Source organism: Vibrio sp. Vb2880 (assembly GCF_033337975.1).
GTDB classification, from domain to species: Bacteria; Pseudomonadota; Gammaproteobacteria; order Enterobacterales; family Vibrionaceae; genus Vibrio; species Vibrio alginolyticus.
Window position 1 is genome coordinate 57,952 of record NZ_JAWORT010000015.1, and the last position, 21,077, is coordinate 79,028.

The 21,077-nt window shown below is 41.1% G+C and carries 22 protein-coding genes; all 22 read right to left on the minus strand.

Translation table 11 applies throughout. The features are described 5' to 3' along the window. Nucleotides 1-2: 2 nt before the first annotated feature. The 22 genes from R7M92_RS16450 to R7M92_RS16555 all read right to left on the minus strand — a co-directional run bounded on the left by R7M92_RS16450 (nucleotide 3) and on the right by R7M92_RS16555 (nucleotide 20,904). Nucleotides 3-443, minus strand: a complete 441-nt coding sequence (locus R7M92_RS16450; RefSeq protein ID WP_025636794.1) for a hypothetical protein — start codon at nucleotides 441-443, stop codon at nucleotides 3-5. A 540-nt stretch (nucleotides 444-983) separates the two neighbouring features. Then, on the minus strand, nucleotides 984-1,358 hold the full coding sequence (locus R7M92_RS16455) for a hypothetical protein (RefSeq protein ID WP_025636800.1): 375 nt from the start codon (nucleotides 1,356-1,358) through the stop codon (nucleotides 984-986). Nucleotides 1,359-1,368: 10 nt separating this feature from the next. Next, nucleotides 1,369-1,707, minus strand: a complete 339-nt coding sequence (locus tag R7M92_RS16460) for a hypothetical protein (protein WP_025636798.1) — start codon at nucleotides 1,705-1,707, stop codon at nucleotides 1,369-1,371. 579 nt (nucleotides 1,708-2,286) lie between these two features. Beyond that, entirely contained in the window at nucleotides 2,287-3,468 is a 1,182-nt protein-coding gene (locus R7M92_RS16465) for a DGQHR domain-containing protein (RefSeq protein ID WP_025636717.1), read from the minus strand. A 468-nt stretch (nucleotides 3,469-3,936) separates the two neighbouring features. Next, complete coding sequence (locus tag R7M92_RS16470; RefSeq protein ID WP_025636817.1) at nucleotides 3,937-4,467, minus strand: hypothetical protein; 531 nt, start codon at nucleotides 4,465-4,467, stop codon at nucleotides 3,937-3,939. 1,228 nt (nucleotides 4,468-5,695) lie between these two features. Continuing rightward, nucleotides 5,696-5,893 (minus strand): hypothetical protein, encoded by a 198-nt coding sequence (locus R7M92_RS16475; protein WP_025636691.1) that lies wholly within the window; start codon nucleotides 5,891-5,893, stop codon nucleotides 5,696-5,698. Continuing rightward, complete coding sequence (locus R7M92_RS16480; protein WP_077202324.1) at nucleotides 5,890-6,480, minus strand: hypothetical protein; 591 nt, start codon at nucleotides 6,478-6,480, stop codon at nucleotides 5,890-5,892. The genes R7M92_RS16475 and R7M92_RS16480 overlap by 4 nt, the downstream gene beginning before the upstream one ends. Nucleotides 6,481-6,955: 475 nt before the next feature. Beyond that, on the minus strand, nucleotides 6,956-7,165 hold the full coding sequence (locus R7M92_RS16485) for a hypothetical protein (RefSeq protein ID WP_025636820.1): 210 nt from the start codon (nucleotides 7,163-7,165) through the stop codon (nucleotides 6,956-6,958). A 36-nt stretch (nucleotides 7,166-7,201) separates the two neighbouring features. Next, a complete protein-coding gene (locus R7M92_RS16490; protein ID WP_025636822.1) occupies nucleotides 7,202-7,495 on the minus strand; it encodes a hypothetical protein in 294 nt (97 codons plus the stop codon). Nucleotides 7,496-8,283: 788 nt separating this feature from the next. Further along, the gene (locus R7M92_RS16495) at nucleotides 8,284-9,804 is read right to left on the minus strand and encodes an LPD25 domain-containing protein (protein WP_138058894.1); all 1,521 of its coding nucleotides are present in this window, start codon (nucleotides 9,802-9,804) and stop codon (nucleotides 8,284-8,286) included. Nucleotides 9,805-10,317: 513 nt separating this feature from the next. Beyond that, nucleotides 10,318-10,446: a hypothetical protein gene (locus tag R7M92_RS16500; protein WP_257390153.1), complete on the minus strand. Its 129-nt coding sequence runs from the start codon at nucleotides 10,444-10,446 to the stop codon at nucleotides 10,318-10,320. Nucleotides 10,447-10,496: 50 nt separating this feature from the next. After that, on the minus strand, nucleotides 10,497-10,928 hold the full coding sequence (locus R7M92_RS16505; RefSeq protein ID WP_025636572.1) for a hypothetical protein: 432 nt from the start codon (nucleotides 10,926-10,928) through the stop codon (nucleotides 10,497-10,499). Between the two features lie 184 nt (nucleotides 10,929-11,112). Further along, nucleotides 11,113-11,244 (minus strand): hypothetical protein, encoded by a 132-nt coding sequence (locus tag R7M92_RS16510; protein ID WP_254919935.1) that lies wholly within the window; start codon nucleotides 11,242-11,244, stop codon nucleotides 11,113-11,115. 88 nt (nucleotides 11,245-11,332) lie between these two features. Continuing rightward, nucleotides 11,333-12,523 carry a class I SAM-dependent methyltransferase gene (locus R7M92_RS16515; protein WP_025636575.1) on the minus strand — a complete coding sequence of 397 codons (1,191 nt, stop codon included), beginning with the start codon at nucleotides 12,521-12,523 and terminating at the stop codon, nucleotides 11,333-11,335. Between the two features lie 501 nt (nucleotides 12,524-13,024). After that, the gene (locus R7M92_RS16520; RefSeq protein ID WP_025636763.1) at nucleotides 13,025-13,459 is read right to left on the minus strand and encodes a hypothetical protein; all 435 of its coding nucleotides are present in this window, start codon (nucleotides 13,457-13,459) and stop codon (nucleotides 13,025-13,027) included. Nucleotides 13,460-13,485: 26 nt separating this feature from the next. Next, the gene (locus R7M92_RS16525; protein WP_025636765.1) at nucleotides 13,486-13,878 is read right to left on the minus strand and encodes a hypothetical protein; all 393 of its coding nucleotides are present in this window, start codon (nucleotides 13,876-13,878) and stop codon (nucleotides 13,486-13,488) included. 465 nt (nucleotides 13,879-14,343) lie between these two features. Then, nucleotides 14,344-14,637 (minus strand): hypothetical protein, encoded by a 294-nt coding sequence (locus R7M92_RS16530; protein WP_025636768.1) that lies wholly within the window; start codon nucleotides 14,635-14,637, stop codon nucleotides 14,344-14,346. Then, entirely contained in the window at nucleotides 14,637-15,281 is a 645-nt protein-coding gene (locus R7M92_RS16535; protein WP_025636769.1) for a hypothetical protein, read from the minus strand. Before R7M92_RS16535 ends, R7M92_RS16530 begins: the two co-directional genes overlap by 1 nt. 441 nt (nucleotides 15,282-15,722) lie before the next feature. After that, the gene (locus R7M92_RS16540) at nucleotides 15,723-16,418 is read right to left on the minus strand and encodes a hypothetical protein (protein ID WP_025636716.1); all 696 of its coding nucleotides are present in this window, start codon (nucleotides 16,416-16,418) and stop codon (nucleotides 15,723-15,725) included. Between the two features lie 71 nt (nucleotides 16,419-16,489). Then, a complete protein-coding gene (locus R7M92_RS16545; protein WP_025636715.1) occupies nucleotides 16,490-16,975 on the minus strand; it encodes a hypothetical protein in 486 nt (161 codons plus the stop codon). Nucleotides 16,976-17,489: 514 nt separating this feature from the next. Beyond that, complete coding sequence (locus R7M92_RS16550) at nucleotides 17,490-18,563, minus strand: hypothetical protein (RefSeq protein ID WP_025636739.1); 1,074 nt, start codon at nucleotides 18,561-18,563, stop codon at nucleotides 17,490-17,492. Between the two features lie 484 nt (nucleotides 18,564-19,047). Next, a complete protein-coding gene (locus R7M92_RS16555; protein ID WP_025636632.1) occupies nucleotides 19,048-20,904 on the minus strand; it encodes a DNA cytosine methyltransferase in 1,857 nt (618 codons plus the stop codon). Nucleotides 20,905-21,077 lie beyond the last annotated feature (173 nt).

Consider the following 21,077-nt stretch of genomic DNA (forward strand, 5'->3'; position numbering starts at 1 on the left):
CACTAGATAAGTTTGAAACTAGATAATAATGAATCTGGCTCATTGGTCTGTTCGATTATTAAGGGTTGTCCTGACACATCCCATTCATAAGTAGAAACCGTCTTTCCCCTAAACTGTTTCATCACTTTTAACCTAGGTTCATTAAACTTCTTCCCTAGAAGAAACTTACCTATTGAAATTACTTTTGATAAAGAAGAACCACGATGCCCTTCCTCTGATAAGCAACTTAGGATTTCTACGATATTATGTCTTGTGTCGATATCCGAGTTAGTACCTAAGATAAAAGCTATGTCTGAGTCCATGTATATTGAATCATTGATCACCTTTTCATAGGTAATCGAAATAAACTTACCCTCTACTAAACCGACATTGTTTTTCCCAACATAACCGAATAAACGACTGCAAATAATGGTGTAATTATTGATGATAACTTCTAATTTCATACTGCCCCCAAGCCTATGATATTTATTTGTTCAGAGTATGTATTATAAATAAACGCAACTATAAATACCATATTAGAACACACAATAAAGTAAAATATACTTAACTATTCTAGTTGACTTTAGACCGGACAAAGACGACACAATAGGGCTCGACAGAGGGTCAGCTTTTTAGGCGAAGCCGTTAAGAAAAGCGATACAAAAGCTTCTAGCTCGCCGAAGGCGATTCATTTAGACCACCAGCACCCTGCCATAGCAATGACAACGGGGTTTATGTTGGCATTGCTATGGCGCTGGAGGTCTAACAGCCTTGAGCGATACATTGAAATTCATCAAACCTTACCACTGCACTATGGATGACAACGGATTTTTGTTGGCGTCCATAGTGATTTAGGTTTGAATGAAATTTCAATGACAGCACTTAGCGAGGCACGAGCTTTAGTGATGTAGGGGTAAGTCCGGCGGGTGGGCCTCGGTGGCGACTAGGGGGAACCCCTGTTAGTGGAGAGCAAATATTGCCCAGTAAATCTGAGCAATATTTATCTATTGATGGTCGAATGACAACGCTGCTCTTTCAAGCTCCTTCTCTAGCTCCACAAGGCGTGTCGGAAGTAACGCAAAAGAAAACAAGGTCAATAATGATTCGATTGAATCCCGCCATTGAGCCGTTGACTGAAGTATTTCTAGAACCCCGAAATCTGCACAAATCTGTTTTAGCTTAACTTCATTGTTAGCTTTTTCTTCACGCTTAAGGGCAACCTTCAAGAATTCATCGAATTTATTCTGAGACATTTCTTTGACTGAAACAAAGCCAGTTCCTTTTTCTGTCCATACCATTAGATGCGGTTCTCCGCTGAATACACTGATCTGGTCTTTATAGTGCTTACTAATTAGCTCAATCTGTTTCTCAGTTCTCATAGTGGTGCCCCTACTTCAATAAACTAATGTGATTTGGTTTGTTACTCAATAGCTCTGCGATCTCAAACTGCTCCGCTACATACTCGACATTAGGGATTAAGGTAGGCTCCCATGTACTAAGCGCGACCTTTCTGCCTTGTTGAACATCATCAACAATGTTGTCTAGACTTTTGACGCTACATACCTCATACAAGCTTGTACCAAATTCATCATTCTCTACTACACATGTAGCGAACGTGCCAACGTCCTTAGATTCAATGATTAATAGACGTACTTCTGACTCCTGTTTAACCCCGCCTACTATATGACCAATAGTCACTTTTTCAATGTTTTGAATAACTGTCTTCATAATGCCCCCAAGCAATTTAACAATATAAACAGTAACTTACTTGTATTTATTATATCAAACCACCCAGTTAAATACCACATAATAACACGATGTATTGAAAAATAAGTATTGTCCTTTCGATTGACATTAGCCCCGACAAAGGCGACACAATAGGGCTCGATAGAGGGTCAGCTTTTTAGGCGAAGCCGTTAAGAAAAGCGATACAAATGCTTTTAGCTCGCCGAAGGCGATTCATTTAGACCACCAGCACCCTGCCATAGCAATGACAACGGGGTTTATGTTGGCATTTCTATGGCGCTGGAGGTCTAGCAGCCTTGAGCGAGATAAACTTTTGCACCCTAGGGTAGCAATCTGAATGACAAATTCTTTTCTTTGGCAATCAGATTGCTCTAGGGTTTCATTAAATGAAGCACTTGAAGAGGAACGATTCTTAGTGCTTAGGGGTAAGTCCGGCGGGTGGGCCTCGGTGGCGACTAGGGGAAACCCCTGTTAGTGGAGAGAAAATTGTGAATGCGTTATATTGTTTACTCGCAACAAAAAGCCCTGAACTTAGTCAGGGCTTCTCTAATTAAAGCTTGGTTAAGCGGCTTGTTCTGTTGCTCCATTAATGTCACCACTATCATCGCTCATACTTTGAGAACCAAAGTACTGATCCTCTAACTTTTGCCGTGCTTCAGAAAGTGGTACACCCAGGGTTGTAAGGAGTTTATTTGCAGCCAAGTCAATGCTAGTTTTATTCACTGACATATTGCCACTCTTGTCATCTATGATGCGGCCAGTAAAGTCAGACGTACCTAGATCGCGTGAGTAGTTAAGTTCTTCAAGCTTATCCCACTGAACTGCTTCGAGAGAGCCATAGTGATTCATTGCGATATTTCCAGCTACTGCAACAGCCTTTAGTGTAGCTACATGAGTTAGAATACAGGTATTACGGAATTCTTCTGCTGACGTATCGCTGAATGCTAAGCCTCCCCAACCCATGGCTCTAGAAACAGTAGTCCAAAACTCGTTTGCTAGCTGGTACTTTGAATCAGAGATTTCTTTTACTTCCTTACTCAACCCCAGCAGGATTTGGTTGATATCTTTGATAGCTTTCAAAGGAAAGTACTTTTCAGACTTCTTGGTGATCGTATTGTGCTCCATATCAACCAGGTCTTTAAACGCAACGCAGTTCTCAGTTATGTAACGAGCTAAACATGGAAGAGGGTCACGTGTATTAAAGGCATCTGAAATACTTTGTTGAGGTTTGGCCAAGTTTTGGTTGATGTCACAAAAGCCCAACTGCCTCTCTTTAAGTGTCAAGTTCGTATATAGCATAATAGGAACATCTACGTTCTCTAGATCAAAACCTAACTCGGCGAGTTCATCACACAACATTTCTAGAGCGAAGTCGATTCCAACAGAACGATGTTGGCCATCGAATAGCTTAATGGAACTATCCATAGATATATGAAGTAGACCAACTCGCGCTCCTTCCATAACCTCTTCAAATTCAGGCTTTTTATCTTTCTTCGACACAACCACACCAATGATAGTTGGGATGATGTAAAAACGCTTATAGTTGTTCACAAGGTATTTCGCGAAATCTTTCGCTCGCTTCATATTTACCTCTCGCTGGCTACGTTTAAGTACACTACCCTTGTTATCGATGTTTAGTAGTGAGACCAATACTGAAGCTGGAACATTCACTAGATGAAATGGTTTGAATTGCTTACCTACAGTACAAGGAAGTGAGTATGCGAAGTTTTTATCAATTGACATATTTTAGCCCCCAAGCTATTTAAAAATCAGTTAACATGAAAACTATGCCTTTGTTTTCATGTATTTATTATACACCCTCACCCCAAAAAATACCACATTGTAACACCAAATATTTAATAATTATTGTTGCCTTTTTTGATTGACATTAGCCCCGACAAAGGCGACACAATAGGGCTCGATAGAGGGTCAGCTTTTTAGGCGAAGCCGTTAAGAAAAGCGATACAAATGCTTTTAGCTCGCCGTAGGCGAATCTTATGACCACCAGCATTCTGCTAGGTCGGTGACAACGGGGGTTTGTTGGCAACGACCTAGCGCTGGAGGTCAACAGCCTTGAGCGGCAGCACTTAGTGAGGAACGAACCTTAGCGCTGCAGGGGTAAGTCCGGCGGGTGGGCCTCGGTGGCGACTAGGGGAACCCTGTTAGTGGAGAGCAAATCAACAACCTGCCGCTTTGGGCAGGTTGTTGATATCAAGCACAACAAGAGTCTACTGATACACCTTCTAGGTATTGATGAGCCTTACCAATGTCTGACCAGTAAGTCAGCTTTTTGAGCCTCATTGATGGGAACTGCGTTAATGACCAGATTTTATCAAAAGCGCTATTTGCCTTTTCTTCGTCATCATACGCTGAATGAATACTCCCAGTTATTGAGTTGTATAAGACGATAGCGTTATATTGTTTTGTGTTTGTTGACTTACTAACAGTACCAAATTCTGTTGCTGTGCCTGGTTCACATGAGCCTAGCTTGATTGTTTTTTTAGTGTCCTCTTTCTGTCCTACTTCATAAGCCGATGCTAGTTGAAGAGTACCAGCAACGCCTCCATTGCAAGCTGCTTCAGTGTCAGCTGGTAGGAATAAACCCCCATTGATACAAACAACCGCCTTTAACTCTTCGCAGTACATCACTGATAAGCGCTGGTTCGTGTTAGGGATGAATACCATAGCAGGTATAAAAGTTTCCTCTCCAGTAACCATATGTGTAAAAGTATTTAATTCCATACATGCCCCCAAGCATTTAAATAATTGATTAAACTGGCGTTATTATATACTAACCCTTACAAATATACCATATGATAACACAATATTTTATAAATTATTGTTCCCATATTTTATTGACTTTGGGAAGGACAAAGGCAACACAATAGGGCTCGATAGAGGGTCAGCTTTTTAGGCGAAGCCGTTAAGAAAAGCGATACAAATTCTTTTTGCTCGCCGAAGGCGATTCATATGGCCACCAGCATTCTGCTAGGACGGTGACAACGGGGGTTTGTTGGCATCGTCCTAGCGCTGGTGGACAACAGCCTTGAGCGGCAGAACTTGGTGAGGGACGAGCCTTAGGGATGCAGGGGTAAGTCCGGCGGGTGGGCCTCGGTGGCGACTAGGGGGGACCCCTCTTAGTGGAGAGCTAAAATCTCACAAACCCACCTAATAAAAAGAGGCTCCCTTGGGAGCCTCTTTTTAGCGTATGATAAAAATCATCGATATAGTCATGTTTGAGTAATCAAGCACTCTTTATGACCAAATAGTGTAAAACACCCTGAATATGTCAAATGTTCATTCCCGGTAAATCTATTCAGATACACTCTCATTTGAACTAGGTAGTAACCGGTATCAAAATGCTCGTTGCAAACTTCACAGTCGCCAAACTTACATGTACCACTGCCAAGCTGTGTTAGCCTATACACATGTCGTAGATCACTTGTATCAGTCATCACTCAATTACCTTGTAGTTTAATCTATCCTAGAACTGTAAAGCCTTTAAGTTTTGCAAACTTGTTTGACACACTAAATCCTTTGACGACATCTAAAGGTAATCTCTGTCTTTTTATTATCCACCATGCTTTTCTTATGTGTAGCAATGCGAGTCTACGTTTTTTATTTATCGTCTCTTCTTGCTTTGTTGGTCCGCAATTTCGTAGGTAACTAAGAAGCAAACAATACAGACCATCTAAGCATTCGACCTGAAACCAGATGTCACTGCCAAAACTTGGAATGTCCTCCAGTTCGAAACAAACCTGTTGCTTTCCATCAATTTCTCTAAATTTCATATTGCCCCCAAGCAATTGCTAACAACTATTATATATTATAGCAAGTGGCCGAGTTAAATACCACATTTATACACATGTAATTTTGGTAGTCTATTGAGAGCTTTGATATTGAAAGAGACTGATATTATGTTTTCTTCTGGCTTAAGGCTCGATAGCGGACCTGAGCCGCTATCATAAGGTTATTTTATTCTTAGATGCTCACCACGCTCATCCGGCTTTAGAGTGAAGAGTATGTAATCAACCTGCTCTATACAGATCTCATAATCATCGTTGATTAGTAGCACCTCCCTATCATCAGTACTGGATGTGTATTGCTGGGTAACCTTCCCTTTTAATACTTTATCTTTATTGAATACCTTTAATCCTACTAATCTCATACATTCTCCTTACTAGCAGTGATTGAATGATGAACGGCCTCCTTATGGAGTTCTAATATCTCCTTGCTTGTAAGGTAGCTATGAATCTCATTTATTTTCTTAATTACTTCAGAATGATCGTTGAAAAGTTGTTTGCGCTTATCCCATACGACTTCGTGGTGTGCTAGCTGTCCTGGTAGTGTCTTGTCATGAATGCCATAGACATATGTCCCTTCTCTGATTTTCTTTTTGACCAGCATCTTAGACATTAAAAAAATGATGAGTAGGTCCGTTTCTATGATCTGAGTAGTGAGGATAATACCGAAGAATAGACAGTCCTCCCGGTCTACGTCATCGATGTGAATCCCATTGTAACCATTCGAAAAGTAATACACTGGACTGCCTGGTTCCAGATTGTATGAAAAATAGAGATATGCATTTTCATTCTTCTGGAACAGCTCTTTCCTTCTCGCAATCTGAGTACCATATTGATCCATGTAATTATAGTTACAGATGTGCATTTCAGGGCACAACGATATGGTCTTTCCGCAGGTAGTTATGTACTTCTTTCTCTTGCTTATAGATAAGCTGCTTATTGTTTTGGTCATATTGCCCCCAAGCAATTGTTTTTCAAATGTATTGTTACATTAGCAATTAAAGAAATTATACTAAAACATGCCATAAGATACCACATTCACACACCTAATATGGTTAAATATACTTAACTATATTGATTGACTTTACCTCGGACAAAGGCGACACAATGGGGCTCGACAGAGGGTCAGCTTTTTAGGCGAAGCCGTTAAGAAAAGCGATACAAATGCTTTTAGCTCGCCGAAGGCGATTCTAATGGCCACCAGCATTCTGCTAGGACGGTGACAACGGGGGTTTGTTGGCAATGTCCTGGCGCTGGTGGACAACAGCCTTGAGCGGCAATACTTGGCGAGGCACGAGACCTAGCATTGCAAGGGTAAGTCCGGCGGGTGGGCCTCGGTGGCGACTAGGGGGAACCCCTGTTAGTGGAGAGCAGGTAAGCCGCAATGTTTACTCATTGCGGCTTACCTGGGGTCAAGTACCCATTAATTAGTAAACACTTAGGTTTATTACTTCCGTACCGCTTTCAGCCAATGTGGCAATTTCTGGCTCAATATCTACCAGTTGGTCATATACTGAAAGCTCCTTGGCAGCGGCTATGTCTAGATAATATTCAGTTTTATCGGGGGTAGTAGCAATTGCATTCGTCTCTGGCAACGATTCAGCTTGAAAAGCTGCTATTGGTAAGTACTTAAACATGTCTTTCCTCCTAACATTTACAAATGATCTTGCTTGTCAGATGACACTCATTGCTCTTTCGTAGAACAGACAGAAGTTCGCTCTGTCTGTTTGAATTCTCTCTTTAACCTTATCTTGCGTTGATTCTCTTAGCGCATCTAACACCTTTACTAATATGGAAGCAGTGAATGCGTCTATCAGTAGTGGTTGAAGACCTAGTTCTTTAGATTCATCAGTAAAAGAAATTGTTGTGAGTGATTTATTGATTAATTCATTTGGCCAAACAAAGAGCATTGCTTGGCCTTGAGCGACTTTTTTAAGATTATCGTAATTGCAGAACTCTGTTTTCATATTGCCCCCAAGCAATTGTTTTCAAATAGATAGTTACATAAGCAACTAAGGAAATTATACTAAAACACGCCCTAAAATACCACATTTACACATTTTACATAGTAAAATATACTGAACTATATTGATTGACTTTGGACCGGACAAAGGCAACACAATAGGGCTCGATAGAGGGTCAGCTTTTTAGGCGAAGCCGTTAAGAAAAGCGATACAAATGCTTCTAGCTCGCCGAAGGCGAATCATATGGCCACCAGCATTCTGCTAGGACGGTGACAACGGGGGTTTGTTGGCAACGACCTAGCGCTGGAGGTCAACAGCCTTGAGCGGCAGCACTTAGTGAGGAACGAACCTTAGCGCTGCAGGGGTAAGTCCGGCGGGTGGGCCTCGGTGGCGACTAGGGGTATCCCCTATTAGTGGAGAGAAATTTTTATGTTTCGATTGTAGTTGATTGGTTTTATGTACACCAGAGAAAAAAAAGCCCCGACAATATTGCCGGGGCTGGTCGCTTGGGGAGCGGTTATTCTGGTGCTGGTTCTCTATATACCAGCAATCTTCCACTAATTGACTTTTGATTGCTCTTTCCCTTATGGGGGACACAGATAGAGTACAAGGAAAAATGTTTAGCCTTCACCACTTCTGTTAGGCATTGGCTTTTAAACCTACGCTCGAGAATGTTCAGGCTGTCTTCTAAAGTATGCGAAAGAGGTTCAGGCTTTCTCTCTACTGCTGACCCACCTAAATTGTAATAATATAATTTCCACATAAAAAACAACCCAAAACCAATACCAAGTCTAATGTACATTCAAGCTAATGTTTGCTTCAAGTTCGAGTGTGAAAATCGTATCTTCATAGCTATAAACCACAGTGTTATTACTAACGATTGGTTCTGACATTAAGAACAACTCTGACATATCGAGAAATGACTGCTTATCTATCTGTTCCTGTGGAAAGCTACCCACCTGTACTGTGATAACCTTAGTAAATCCAATCCATTTCTTTACATCTTCATGTTGCTTTTTCTTATTGGCAATCATAGATTTGATGTAGCTACTTCCTTGCCCTTCCTTCTCTTTTCCACTTTCGACGCTGACGACTTCGGAATGATTAAGCTTGATAGGCTCCTTGTTAGAGTTGTCTTGCTGACCATTACTAGATGGCTCGTTAAGGCATGAGTAATCAGCCAACATACCAATGCATTTGAAGAAGCCATTTACATCCGAACGGTCAGTAAAATGAAAACCTGGGATAGCGCCATCAGATTTAAACTTTGAGTAATACCCATTGTTCTCCTTAGCCACTGAAAGCAACGACTTAAAAACATCAGGGCTTTGTTTTTCTTCGAAGTTCACCACGAAAACTAAATGGCCTTTTTTTGTGTGATGCATCACCTCAATTGGCTTGGCCTTCCCAACAATAGAGTTCTTAAGGTCTACTTCGGATTGATTACTACTGTTTTCTGTTTTCTTGCCAGTAACCTTCTTTTCTGGAATAGCTATTTCTCCATAAGGAACACTTGATTTTTTATCGTTCGTGTTGAGCACTATCTTTCTAATTTCTATACCGCAACGAATGTAATCTTTATTTGTCAGATAAAAGCCTCGTCCCATAGAATACTTTTCTCTGTGCTCTGTACTAAGCTCTTTGTCGGATAGGGCTGCGGTGTCTTGGTGGTTTAGCGCTGCTTTACGCATCTCAGAAAATAGATCTCGGGTGTGCTTTGACCATGCCAGGATGATGGTTCTATTAGTTTGTGTTTCATAATAATCAGTATAAGGGTCTGATCTATCACTCATAGAGGTAAATTTGGCAACGATAACCGCCTGGGCATCTTCAGGGATAGATAAGTTGTCCTGGAAAGCCTCTACCGCTTTCCGATGTTCCATTATGCGCTTTTGCCTTTCTTCGTATGCTTTCTTTTCTTCCTCTTCCTTGCGCTTAGCTTCTTCGGCAATAATAGAGGAATAAAGTGCCTTGTTCTTGCTGTTGTCGATATCTTCTAAATCGACCTTAGTTAGAAAACCAAACTCAAGCAGCTCTTCTCGTGTCAATCGCTCCTTGAATTCTTCTACATACGATTTCAACTTCCCTAGGCGCTCTTTTATACTTTTGTCGCAACCACGACCCAGGCTTAGGTCAATATTGAAAATCGTGCCAGAATCGAAAGTTACCTTAACATCTGTCTTTTCATACCCTAGTTCGCATTTTGCAGCTACTTCATGAGCAAGTTGTTCAAAATCTTCGATAGAGTAATCTTTCTCTTCAAGCATTTTTGATTCAGAAAATAATACAGTAACTGAAATTGGTTTAATCATCGTTGCCCCCAAGCATCGGAAAAATAGATTAAGAATAAGTTGTTCTCTTAACTTAAAAACATTATAACTCACACCCCCAATAAATACCATATTAACACACTATAAATAGTAAAATATACTTAACTTTATTTATTGACTTTGGCCCGAACAAGGGCGTCACAATAGGGCTCGATAGAGGGTCAGCTTTTTAGGCGAAGCCGTTAAGAAAAGCGATACAAATGCTTTTTGCTCGCCGAAGGCGATTCATATGGCCACCAGCATTCTGCTAGGACGGTGACAACGGGGGTTTGTTGGCATCGTACTAGCGCTGGTGGACAACAGCCTTGAGCGGCAGCACTTGGTGAGGAACGAGCCTTAGGGATGCAGGGGTAAGTCCGGCGGGTGGGCCTCGGTGGCGACTAGGGGGAACCCCTATTAGTGGAGAGAAAATTCATCTCAATATCTTGTTCACAGGACAAAAAAAAACTCAGTGCTTAACACTGAGTTTTTTTGAGGGGTTTTGAAGTATCTCTACTACTTTTGGTTCAGATGATGAACCGTTGGTATTGAGGTATATTTCACGTTCTCATCGATTTGACCCACCGCGCTGACCGAGGGAGAAAGTGCTGCTATTAATAAGAAAGCGATAATATTGTTACTCATAAGATTAGCTCCTAGTTGCCGAACGAAATAAAACTTTATACTGGTAATCCTCAAGAAACTTTAGCTCGAGGTCGAAGGCTTAAAATTCTCGTGTAAATAGCATATTTCTGTTTTGCCAAATCTTTAGTAGTAACATGTGAGCTCTTACCTAACTTAGGTTCTGTTTGACTGTCAGTGCCTAGCATTTCTTTTAACACTTCAAGCTCAGCCTCGAGGGTGTCATTTGATGAAATGTATCCAATATAGTTGAATACATCCTGGGAAGAGAAACTTAAGCCATCAGCTTTCTGGTGCTCATGCCGGGAGATATAGCAGCGCTTACCGTTAATGATATCGATATGATAAGCCTCTACAATGCGGTCACCGTATCCATCATCCCAGCCATTATCTTTGTTACGGCCATATAGCCGTGAATGTCTGTAATGAAACTTGAGAAATTGCTTCATTTCTTCAAAAGAAATGAGAATATTATTGTGTCTCATATTGCCCCCAAGCAATTGAATTTATTAACAAGCCATGTAAAGAGTATAACAAAACACGAATTAAAATACCACATTATAACATCTATGTTGTGGTATTTTTTCTATTACTCTGTTCGTCTTTAGTGAATTCCTGGGGTGACATGGCCCTTAAAAAATCTAAGGCCATGGCATTCTCAATTAACCACTAAATTTCTGTGCTGCCTATCCATTGCTCGCCTAGATAGACATCTGCATAATCGTATTCAAACTTAGAGCAGCACTCCTCTAAATCTTCGTAGGTCCAACCATCAGCTGGAGCTGGTACCAACTCCTTCAAGATAAAATTTTCCCCATAGCAATATAGATTAGATGCCTCTAGTCCAGTAATTAAACAGCTCTCGCCTTCTTTAGGTCTTGCTATACATTTAACACTCATTAGATTTACCTTTTGAAATCACTATTTTTACAGTCTTCACTTGTGTACCAGATTCGGAGAAAGTCCCTTCTTTACAACTAGTGACCGATGCGCCCAGCTCCTTCAGCCATTCTTGGAATTCTCTTTGAATTCTACGGGTCCCGTTAACCGCTCCATCACTTGCTATGGTAACTAAGCGGCCACCGATGTCTAAGTGATTGAACATCTTTCTTATATGCTTAATGTCCTGGTGCTTATTGAATGGGGGGTTAGCCAAAATACGGTCGAACTTATTACCCTCAGGGTACTCCATAAAGTCCATACAGTGAGTTGCGTATCTATGATGCTTAAGCATGTCGAAGTTCTGAGGGTTCAGCTCGATAGCAACACCATTATCACTAATTCGAGCCATACGATTTGCACACCTACCATCGCCGCAACTAGGTTCCATCCATCTATGTTCAGGCCTGAGATCTAAGTCAATCATCATTTCATCTGCTAGAGTGTCCGGAGAGAAAAACATTTGGTATTTTTTCTTATCATTGAGCTCTTCTCCTTCGATAAGTTTCTTTTGTATATCAACTACGTTTCTATACTCGAAATGAAATGCACCTTTTTTGTATTTGCCTCCAGCCTTAAGTAATAAGTTCTTTATCGCTTTGTAGTGCTTCAGCTGCTTTTGAGGTAATACTAGTGTGTTGTCTATTGGTAGAAGCAATGACAGTTCATGTTCAATGGAGTGATCATCAGATTGCTCTTTCTCATTAAGTTTGTTGAAAAAGAAATGGTCATGTGCATGCTTGATTACAGTCAAAGTATCCTCACTGATGAAGTGAATGTCTGGGTGGAAACCAAGAGCGTTCAAAAAATTGGCTTTATCAATGATCTTATTGCCTGTTACCTGGCGAGTATCGCACTCATTTCTCTCCAGCCATTGGTAATAGAAAGTGTCTTCTAAGGGTGCCGACATTTTCATATTGTTGATAATGAACAGACTCTTTAAGCAATTGGGCTTTGTATCGCTGTGAACAACTATTGCTCTTGAGGGACGACTAGCACCAAATTTTTTTTTGTATTCCGCTTTACTAGGGGTGTCTAGAAGTACGGAAGAGCCGCAGTCATAAAGCACCTCAACATTTCCTAATGATTGTGAAAGAATGAATGACAGACCATCTTCGTCTATAAATGTTGTAATTTCCATAATGCCCCCAAGCAATATATCTAATTGATTAACTGGTAATAATTATATCTAACCCCATAGACAAATACCATATTTAAACACTAAATAAAGTAAAATATAATTAACTAATCACATTGACTTTGCCCCGGACAAAGGCGTCACAATAGGGCTCGATAGAGGGTCAGCTTTTTAGGCGAAGCCGTTAAGAAAAGCGATACAAATGCTTTTTGCTTGCCGAAGGCGATTCATATGGCCACCAGCATTCTGCTAGGACGGTGACAACGGGGGTTGGTTGGAATCGTACTAGCGCTGGTGGACAACAGCCTTGAGCGGCAGAACTTGGTGAGGGACGAGCCCTAGTGATGCTGGGGTAAGTCCGGCGGGTGGGCCTCGGTGGCGACTAGGGGAACCCCCTATTAGTGGAGAGCAATTTTAAGTTTCTATTTTAGTTCTATGATTTCATTAACACGAGAGACAAAAAAAACCCCGACAATATTGCCGGGGCTGGTCGCTTGGGGAGCGTTAATCCCTGGTAGGTTCTGAGTCTAATGCTTTAACATAAACAGCATCAGCAACACCGTTTTCACACATTGAAGTAGCTGAAAAATTGTCTTTTGTGGTTTGACTGTAAAGTTCACTGTATTGCGAGTTACTGAGCCAGATCAGGCTGTTATCATCGTCCAAACCTAAAAATCCTTTGGTTGGTGAGTAGATACGATAAAAAGAGCTCAGCTCATAGGTTTTAAATACCCTGCTATCTGGTAATGAGAACCAATAGCAGTCCCAATCTAAGTGAATATAGGCTTGCCTCTCTTGACACGGTTGTGAGAAACCTATCACTTTGAAGCCTTGCAGAACTAAGCCATAACCATTAACGACAATGACCTCCTCTCCAGAAGTAAACCTTGATTCGCACAATGGTATTGAAGTTAAGCTATTTTCAATATATTTCAGCATGGATATTCCTCTCTTACTCCTTGAGATTAAGCTATTAAGCCAGTAAACAAATCTTGCTCTAGCTCTTTGGATGAGAACTGAAATCCTTGACTGATATTGAATTCCCGGTCAGCTACCAAATCGACAAAAAAGTCATGAACATTTTCATTTTTACAACACTCTTTAATGTTCTGGGCTGCAATATAGGCTGCATGCTTAGGATTGATAGCACTGACAACGAAAGCTTTGCTCTCTGAAGAGCCAAATCGAACTGAAGTTAAAAACTCCGTATATTGGTCAAACTCATTGCCCCGCAAAACAACTTTAATTTCACTACCCTTTGAAGTCTCAAGTTTTACATAAGAGAATCCATCTTCCAGCACTTCAAGTAGTGCTCCCTTGCAACCTTTAAATGCACCTTCAGTTACGATAATTTTCATAAAGCCCCCAAGCCCTGAATATCAATCAACGATTAAAGCATTTCTGCCCCAATCCATAATAGCCATTATACCAAATAGACTATTAAATACCACATAACAACACTAAATTTAGTTAAATATATTTAACTTTATTTATTGACTTTTGGCCGGACAAAGGCGACACAATAGGGCTCGATAGAGGGTCAGCTTTTTAGGCGAAGCCGTTAGGAAAAGCGATACAAATGCTTTTTGCTCGCCGAAGGCGATTCATATGGCCACCAGCATTCTGCTAGGACGGTGACAACGGGGGTTTGTTGGCATCGTACTAGCGCTGGTGGACAACAGCCTTGAGCGGCAGCACTTGGTGAGGAACGAGCCTTAGGGATGCAGGGGTAAGTCCGGCGGGTGGGCCTCGGTGGCGACTAGGGGGAACCCCTATTAGTGGAGAGCAATTTAGCCACCGAGACGATGGCTAAATTCTATAGGTTAGGACCACTCAAAGATCGGCAATGATCGCTCTTCTCCTGCATCTGAATCTAACTCTACACACTTAAAACCCAATTGGGCTGCTTTCGAAAGAATAAAATTTAGCTCGTCAGAATATTCTTTACGGATATTTAAATCGTGTTGTGTATGCAATTTAATGAAATAGCCCGTATTTCGTTTTGCTACTAATGAAAATTCTTCCTTAGAGATTTCATCAAGGGCAACTACATCTCCTTCCTTTATATGGCCAGTGCTAAGCTCAACTGTTGTATATTGGTTGTTGATATCAAACATTAGCCTTCCCCTTGGTCTAAATTGATGTTCGAGTGTGAACAAATGACCATCCTAAATGCGCCCTTTGTTTTGAGCTCTATTACGTGGGAAAAGACTTCTTTCGCCTCAAAAAACAACTCATCTTTAAAATATCCTTTTTGATACGTACCTCGGAGTGTACGAAACCCATCAAACTCCGGTACTCCCTTAATTCCTCGGTCCGTATTAGAGCGAGCTGAAACAACGACTATGCCGCCCTCTTGACTACAGAGCTTAGCTAGGTTTTTCCAGACCTGTTTTCTGGGTAAAGGGGGCAATACATTGGTGCAATATCCACAATATACAAATGAGTAATGCGCTTTAAGAATGTCTAGATCAGGACAAAATGTGTAATCGTACTCTGCACACATACCTGATAAATCGTATATAGCTTGAGTGTCCTTACTTTCTTGTTCACGCCCTTTCGCATAGTTCAAAGCTGGGGCTGACACTAAATGAGGGAACTGTGAGAGAAACTGTTTTAATGGGGCACTAACAGATTTACGTGCGATTGAAGTTTTTGAGGAGACCTCGAACTCCTTCTTGATCTCTTCAGGTGTTTGATAAAAGGATTCTGATTCAAATTGTTCTGAAACGGGTACTAACTTTAATGCTAAATTTTCCATACTGCCCCCAAGCAATGTATATCATTGATTAACTGTTAATAATTATATCTAACCTCACACATAAATACCATATTAATACACATATGATTGTTAAATATAATTAACTATATTTGTTGACTTTGGTCCGGACAAAGGGGCCACAATGGGGCTCGACAGAGGGAAAGCTTTTTAGGCGAAGTCGTTAAGAAAAGCGATACAAATGCTTTTAGCTCGCCGAAGGCGAATCATATGGCCACCAGAATTCTGCTAGGACGGTGACAACGGGGGTTGGTTGGCAATGTCCTAGCGCTGGTGGACAACAGCCTTGAGCGGCAATACTTGGCGAGGCACGAGGCCTAGCATTGCAAGGGGTAAGTCCGGCGGGTGGGCCTCGGTGGCGACTAGGGGGGACCCCTGTTAGTGGAGAGCGCTTGACTGGCCATAATGACCAGTCAAATTTTTCTACAGTATATATAAATCGTAGTAGCTAGCTTCTTCAGCTGTAAGCTTATACCCAGGCTCTACAGAGTGGGTAGATACGCGATCTTTACTACATTTAATGGCTTTAAGTGTGTTATTGATCTCACTGCAAGCATCAACAACAAACAGATCTGGGATAAAGCCATTCTTAAAAAAGCTTGATTGTTTATTGCGGATCATCTTTAGGAAGACTGTTTCAATTTTAGGTGGTAGCCCGTAAACAAGTGCATGCCTTACAGTCATTAAATTTATGAACTCATGAAGTATTTCGTGGAATGTAAATCGACCTACTTGGTGTTCTGAGGATTCTGTAAAAGCGGTACACTTGTAAATCAGATTGGTAAGGAGATTACATGTAATGTAATCAACCTCTAAAAGTTGGCCTTTGCATTCAGATTTTTTGATTCCTAAATCTTGTACTTGATTGACCCACTCCAGATAAGGGAGCACCGTATTTAAATCATCCAGTAAGTACCCAAGTTTGGTTTCGAATTCACGTACCTGTTTGTACCAGCATGCTAGCACCTTGTCGGAATTTCCGTATTTGCTCTGAATAGGTTGGGTTCGGATGCTTCTAAGACGTTTGCCTTGAATAGCATTTACGCACTTGAATGCTAGTGTAAGTGCTTTTTTTACTTGTGCCTTCTTTTCTTCGTTGATCTTTATGATTCTGTCCATACTGCCCCCAAGCAACTTTTTATAAAAAAGAGGGCCATTGAGCCCTCTATACACGTTAGATTTACCGATTACTATTCTTGACGGAACGGATCAATTACAAAGCCAAGCGCGTCTAGGGGTTGGCTATTGTATGCAGTAAGTGCTTCGCGACCTAAATCCAGTTCGTATCCAGAGCCAACAAAGTCATCACCTACAAAGCCACAAATAACATTGTTTGAGATACCTTCGATACCTTCCCAAGCTCTCCCGGTCCAATATTGCGATTCGACAATCCAAACACCTTCACGATGAACGCGCACTCTAAAAGCACTTTCACTTCGCTTAAGTTCTTCTTTACTTATATCGATGTTCACATCAGGATTAAATAGGTCACCAGATAGAGCTTTTAAATCTACATACTGGTCTTCTTGTTTAATGAATCGGATTTTCCCTAATCGAACAGCTAGGGCTACTTTGTCTATTTCGCCGTTTCTCTCCGTGGATGTTTCAGTCTTTTCGGGTGTCAGCTGATTAAGTAATGAAATGACTACTTTCTTATCGAATGATGAAATCTTCATATTGCCCCCAAGCAATTGTTTTAAAATAGATAGTTACATAAGCAACTAAGGAAATTATACTAAAATACGCCCTAAAATACCACATTTAAACATTAAATATAGTTAAGTATATTTAACTATATTGGTTGACTTTACCCCGGACAAAGGCGATACAATGGGGCTCGACAGAGGGACAGCTTTTTAGGCGAAGCCGTTAAGAAAAGCGATACAAATGCTTTTAGCTCGCCGAAGGCGATTCATGTGGCCACCAGCTTTCTGCTAGGACGGTGACAACGGGGTTTTGTTGGCATCGTACTAGCGCTGGTGGACAACAGCCTTGAGCGGCAGAACTTGGTGAGGGACGAGCCCTAGTGATGCTGGGGTAAGTCCGGCGGGTGGGCCTCGGTGGCGACTAGGGGTATCCCCTATTAGTGGAGAGAAATTTTCTTGCAAGGTCTCTATTTCTTTTATTGAATTTATACGGACAAAAAAAAGCCCCTGCTTTGTAAGCAAGGGCTTTTCGCTTGGGGAGCGTTTAATCAAATGTTTGAGGATCTAGCTGTTCAAGAAATGGTACTACGTCTCTCTTAAATACCGCCTCAGCATTCACAGTATGAGCGCGAACCCATGCATTATTTCGGGTTGGTGAGAATTTGAAGCTAAACTTTCTTAGTCTTTGGGTAACCTCTTTCGGTGGCCTACCACCTAACCAAATACCAATGCGCCCATCAATAACCCCGTGCTTAATTCCATTTTCTAATTCACCTTCTAATGAGTTTGAATTTCGACTTTCTTCGACTCGCTCTGCTTCGACTAAACGTTGTTTTAATCGTCGGATATTAGCATTTGAGTTTGCTAAGCTAAATCGTCCCCAAGTGTTTACTATTGGATTTGGCTCCAAAAACGTTTTAAGGAGGTTTTGAGGTATACCACGTTCAAGCATCTTGTTTTCAAGTACAGCAGCACTATTATCTGTAAGCTCTCCATTTTCAGACGCTTTATATGCAGCTGGCACTAAACGATTAGCTATTTTCATGTAGCCATGCATTGTTTCCGCTTCACTAATTTTAATTCTTAATTGCTCAACCGGGTTATCTGATGACATTTTGACAACTGAACCATCCCCATCGGGGAACAGTTTCTTTGCAATGGCTTTTAAGGCTCTCTGAGGATAATCTGCATATTGATTAAGCTTATCCCTACTATTCTTATTGGCCTTTTCTGCTTTCGCCACAGGGAATCTCGCTGGCCCTGTTACATGCCATGAGATACATTTGGACTCTGCACTTATGTACTCATCGAAGTAGCGTTTTAACTTTCTTTGAAATTCTTCAAACTCAATTTCAACAATTTCTTCCACTGAACAATTAAACGCCTTCGATGGTGCGCTTTCCGAAGTGGACTTGATCAGCTCATGAAGTGAAATTTTGAATGTCCGTAATGCGTTGCAGTAGTCAACTACTGCTTGAGCGGCGTGACGCTCAGGAAATTGAGATTGGCCATTAAAAGCTCGCTCAATTGATGAAGGATCAAGCTGGCTCTTATATTCAAGCAGATCCTTGTCTTCTCCAATGTATTCCTCGATTTTTTTATTAACTAAATTTTGCATCTGTAGCCCCCAAGCTATCTATGTTTAACAAATGATTTAACGTATTTATTTGATGTGTTAATTATACTAACAACCCCCAATAAATACCATATTAACACACAAATAAATGTTAAATATAATTAACTATTTAGATTGACTCTGGCCTGGACAAAGGGGCCACAATGGGGCTCGACAGAGGGAAAGCTTTTTAGGCGAAGCCGTTAAGAAAAGCGATACAAATGCTTTTAGCTCGCCGAAGGCGAATCATATTGCCACCAGCATTCTGCTAGGACGGTGACAACGGGGGTTTGTTGGCATCGTACTAGCGCTGGTGGACAACAGCCATGAGCGGCAATACTTGGCGAGGAACGAGACTTAGTAATGCAAGGGGTAAGTCCGGCGGGTGGGCCTCGGTGGCGACTAGGGGGAACCCCTGTTAGTGGAGAGAAATTCATAACCTGCAATAAAAAAGAGCTCTATTGCAGGTCGATATTCTATTTAGATTCTATGCCGCCATTCGCTCGTATTGTGTGTTTAACACATTGTTAAGCCACTTACCAACCCATTCACCAACCCAACAAAAGGCCGAGTAAATCACCGACTGGCCCAAACATTCGTGGGCTAGTCCTACGGTCAGATCGCGAACGAACGATTCTGGTATTTGCTTGCACTTGGCATGTTCAACAGTTGTAAATAACCTAGCTAATTTACCATTGCTATGGATTAGAAATGGATCGGTAGATCGACACTTTTGGTATGATTTGGTTATGCACCCTACCTTTGTAGCAGTAGGCTTAAGCCACTGGAGTCGAAAGCCTTTCTTTTGAGCAATGTCTCTCTTTTCCTTTTCCACTAAATATGTATAGGGCTTATAGCTTTCATGAGTTTCAGGTATATCATCGAGTACATCAGCTAAGCAGCTATATTTATAAGTTGTCCTTACCTTTTGGGGCATAAAGTCCTTTAAACCCTCTTTGAAGGAGCTGCAGTATCCAATACCACAAAGCCTCTTTCTATCTTCAAGTGCACCAAACTGAGAACCTGCTAATGTCATATTTATAAAGTTGTACCCAAACACTTTACTAAACGTATCTACGATAACAGCGTATGAGTTTGATTTAGTAAATGAAGTAACATTCTCAAAAACAGAAATAATTGGATTCGTTATCGACTGCCAATGCAAGAAATCGATAAAACACCCGCCTGTATTTTTGTGTGCTTCTGCAAATTTATTTCCGTTCTTAGATCTGCCGCTTATGGAACTCCCTTCGCAAGGCAGCGATCCTGAATTGACTTCCGTTCTAACGCCACCTCTGGACAAATCAACACTCTCCAATCGCATATTTAATCCGTATTGCTCTTCCGGTGCCTCCACAGCCCACACAGGATTATTTTGCAGACATGCATTGAAGTACCTTTCACTCGATTCGACAATTACCTTTACGAAAGTAGAAAGCTTACTCCGCTTAAGTCCATCGGAAATACTTGAGCACAATACCCCTATACCATTAAATATATCTGAAGTGGATAAAGGTATATTCGCTTTGTACTTTGACATAGCTCTCTGAACACGCTCTTTTTGTTTGAGATTCCTCCAAGTCTTTATCACTCTATCGAGACTTAACTTCTTGATAGGTGAAGCCGGAGTTAGTTCAACAGAAGCAGAACCAAGCTCAGCCCCTGTGATATTTTTAGATAAGTAACCATTCAATTCATCATTTTTTACGTAACCCATATTTTTCATAGTATGTGAAAATGCGGCTTCAAGAGGATCTGTCCACTGTGTATCTATAAAAATTGCAGATGGTTGAAGTGTTTTGATGAAGGCAGTCATTAAGTAAAAGTAACAATTAGCCTCTGGCGCACCTTGTAAGCTAATCACTTCAGCCTTGATGCTACTCTTCTTTAGATCAAACAGCTCTATTGGCGAGTTGTATTCCAACTCGTTAGAAAGGAGTACTAAATTAGAATTAAAGCTGAATACGGCATGGTTTAAAGGCTTAAGATTTCTCGTCATATCCTTAAACCTCAGCTCTCTGTCACGAATCTCTTGGACTGAATGCAATTCGACAATTCGGATTTCACCATCTTTGATGTAGGCTTTTACATGGTCTCCGAAAATATCTAAATCAGCGTGCTTTAAGTCAATGACAGGTCGCTCTTTACCGTTTCGTCTTGAGTTGGTCACTTGTCGAGAGCCGAAACGATCAATAACTATTTTAATTTCTTTCTTTGTACGGTCAGACTTAAGCTGAAACTTAGCCCCTCCTTTAAAACCCGCCATTAGTAAATACTGCCCTTCGAAGAATACTCTTAGTTTATTTCTATGGAGAGAAACTTTCTTCTCTAATACCTTTATCATACTGCCCCCAAGCAATTGATCTCACTTGCCTTAACTATGTCATAATTATATAAAAAACAACAAATAGATACCACATTTAAACACTAACCTTTGTGAAATATAATTAACTTATTATCTGGACTTTGGGCCGGACAAAGGCGACACAATAGGGCTCGATAGAGGGTCAGCTTTTT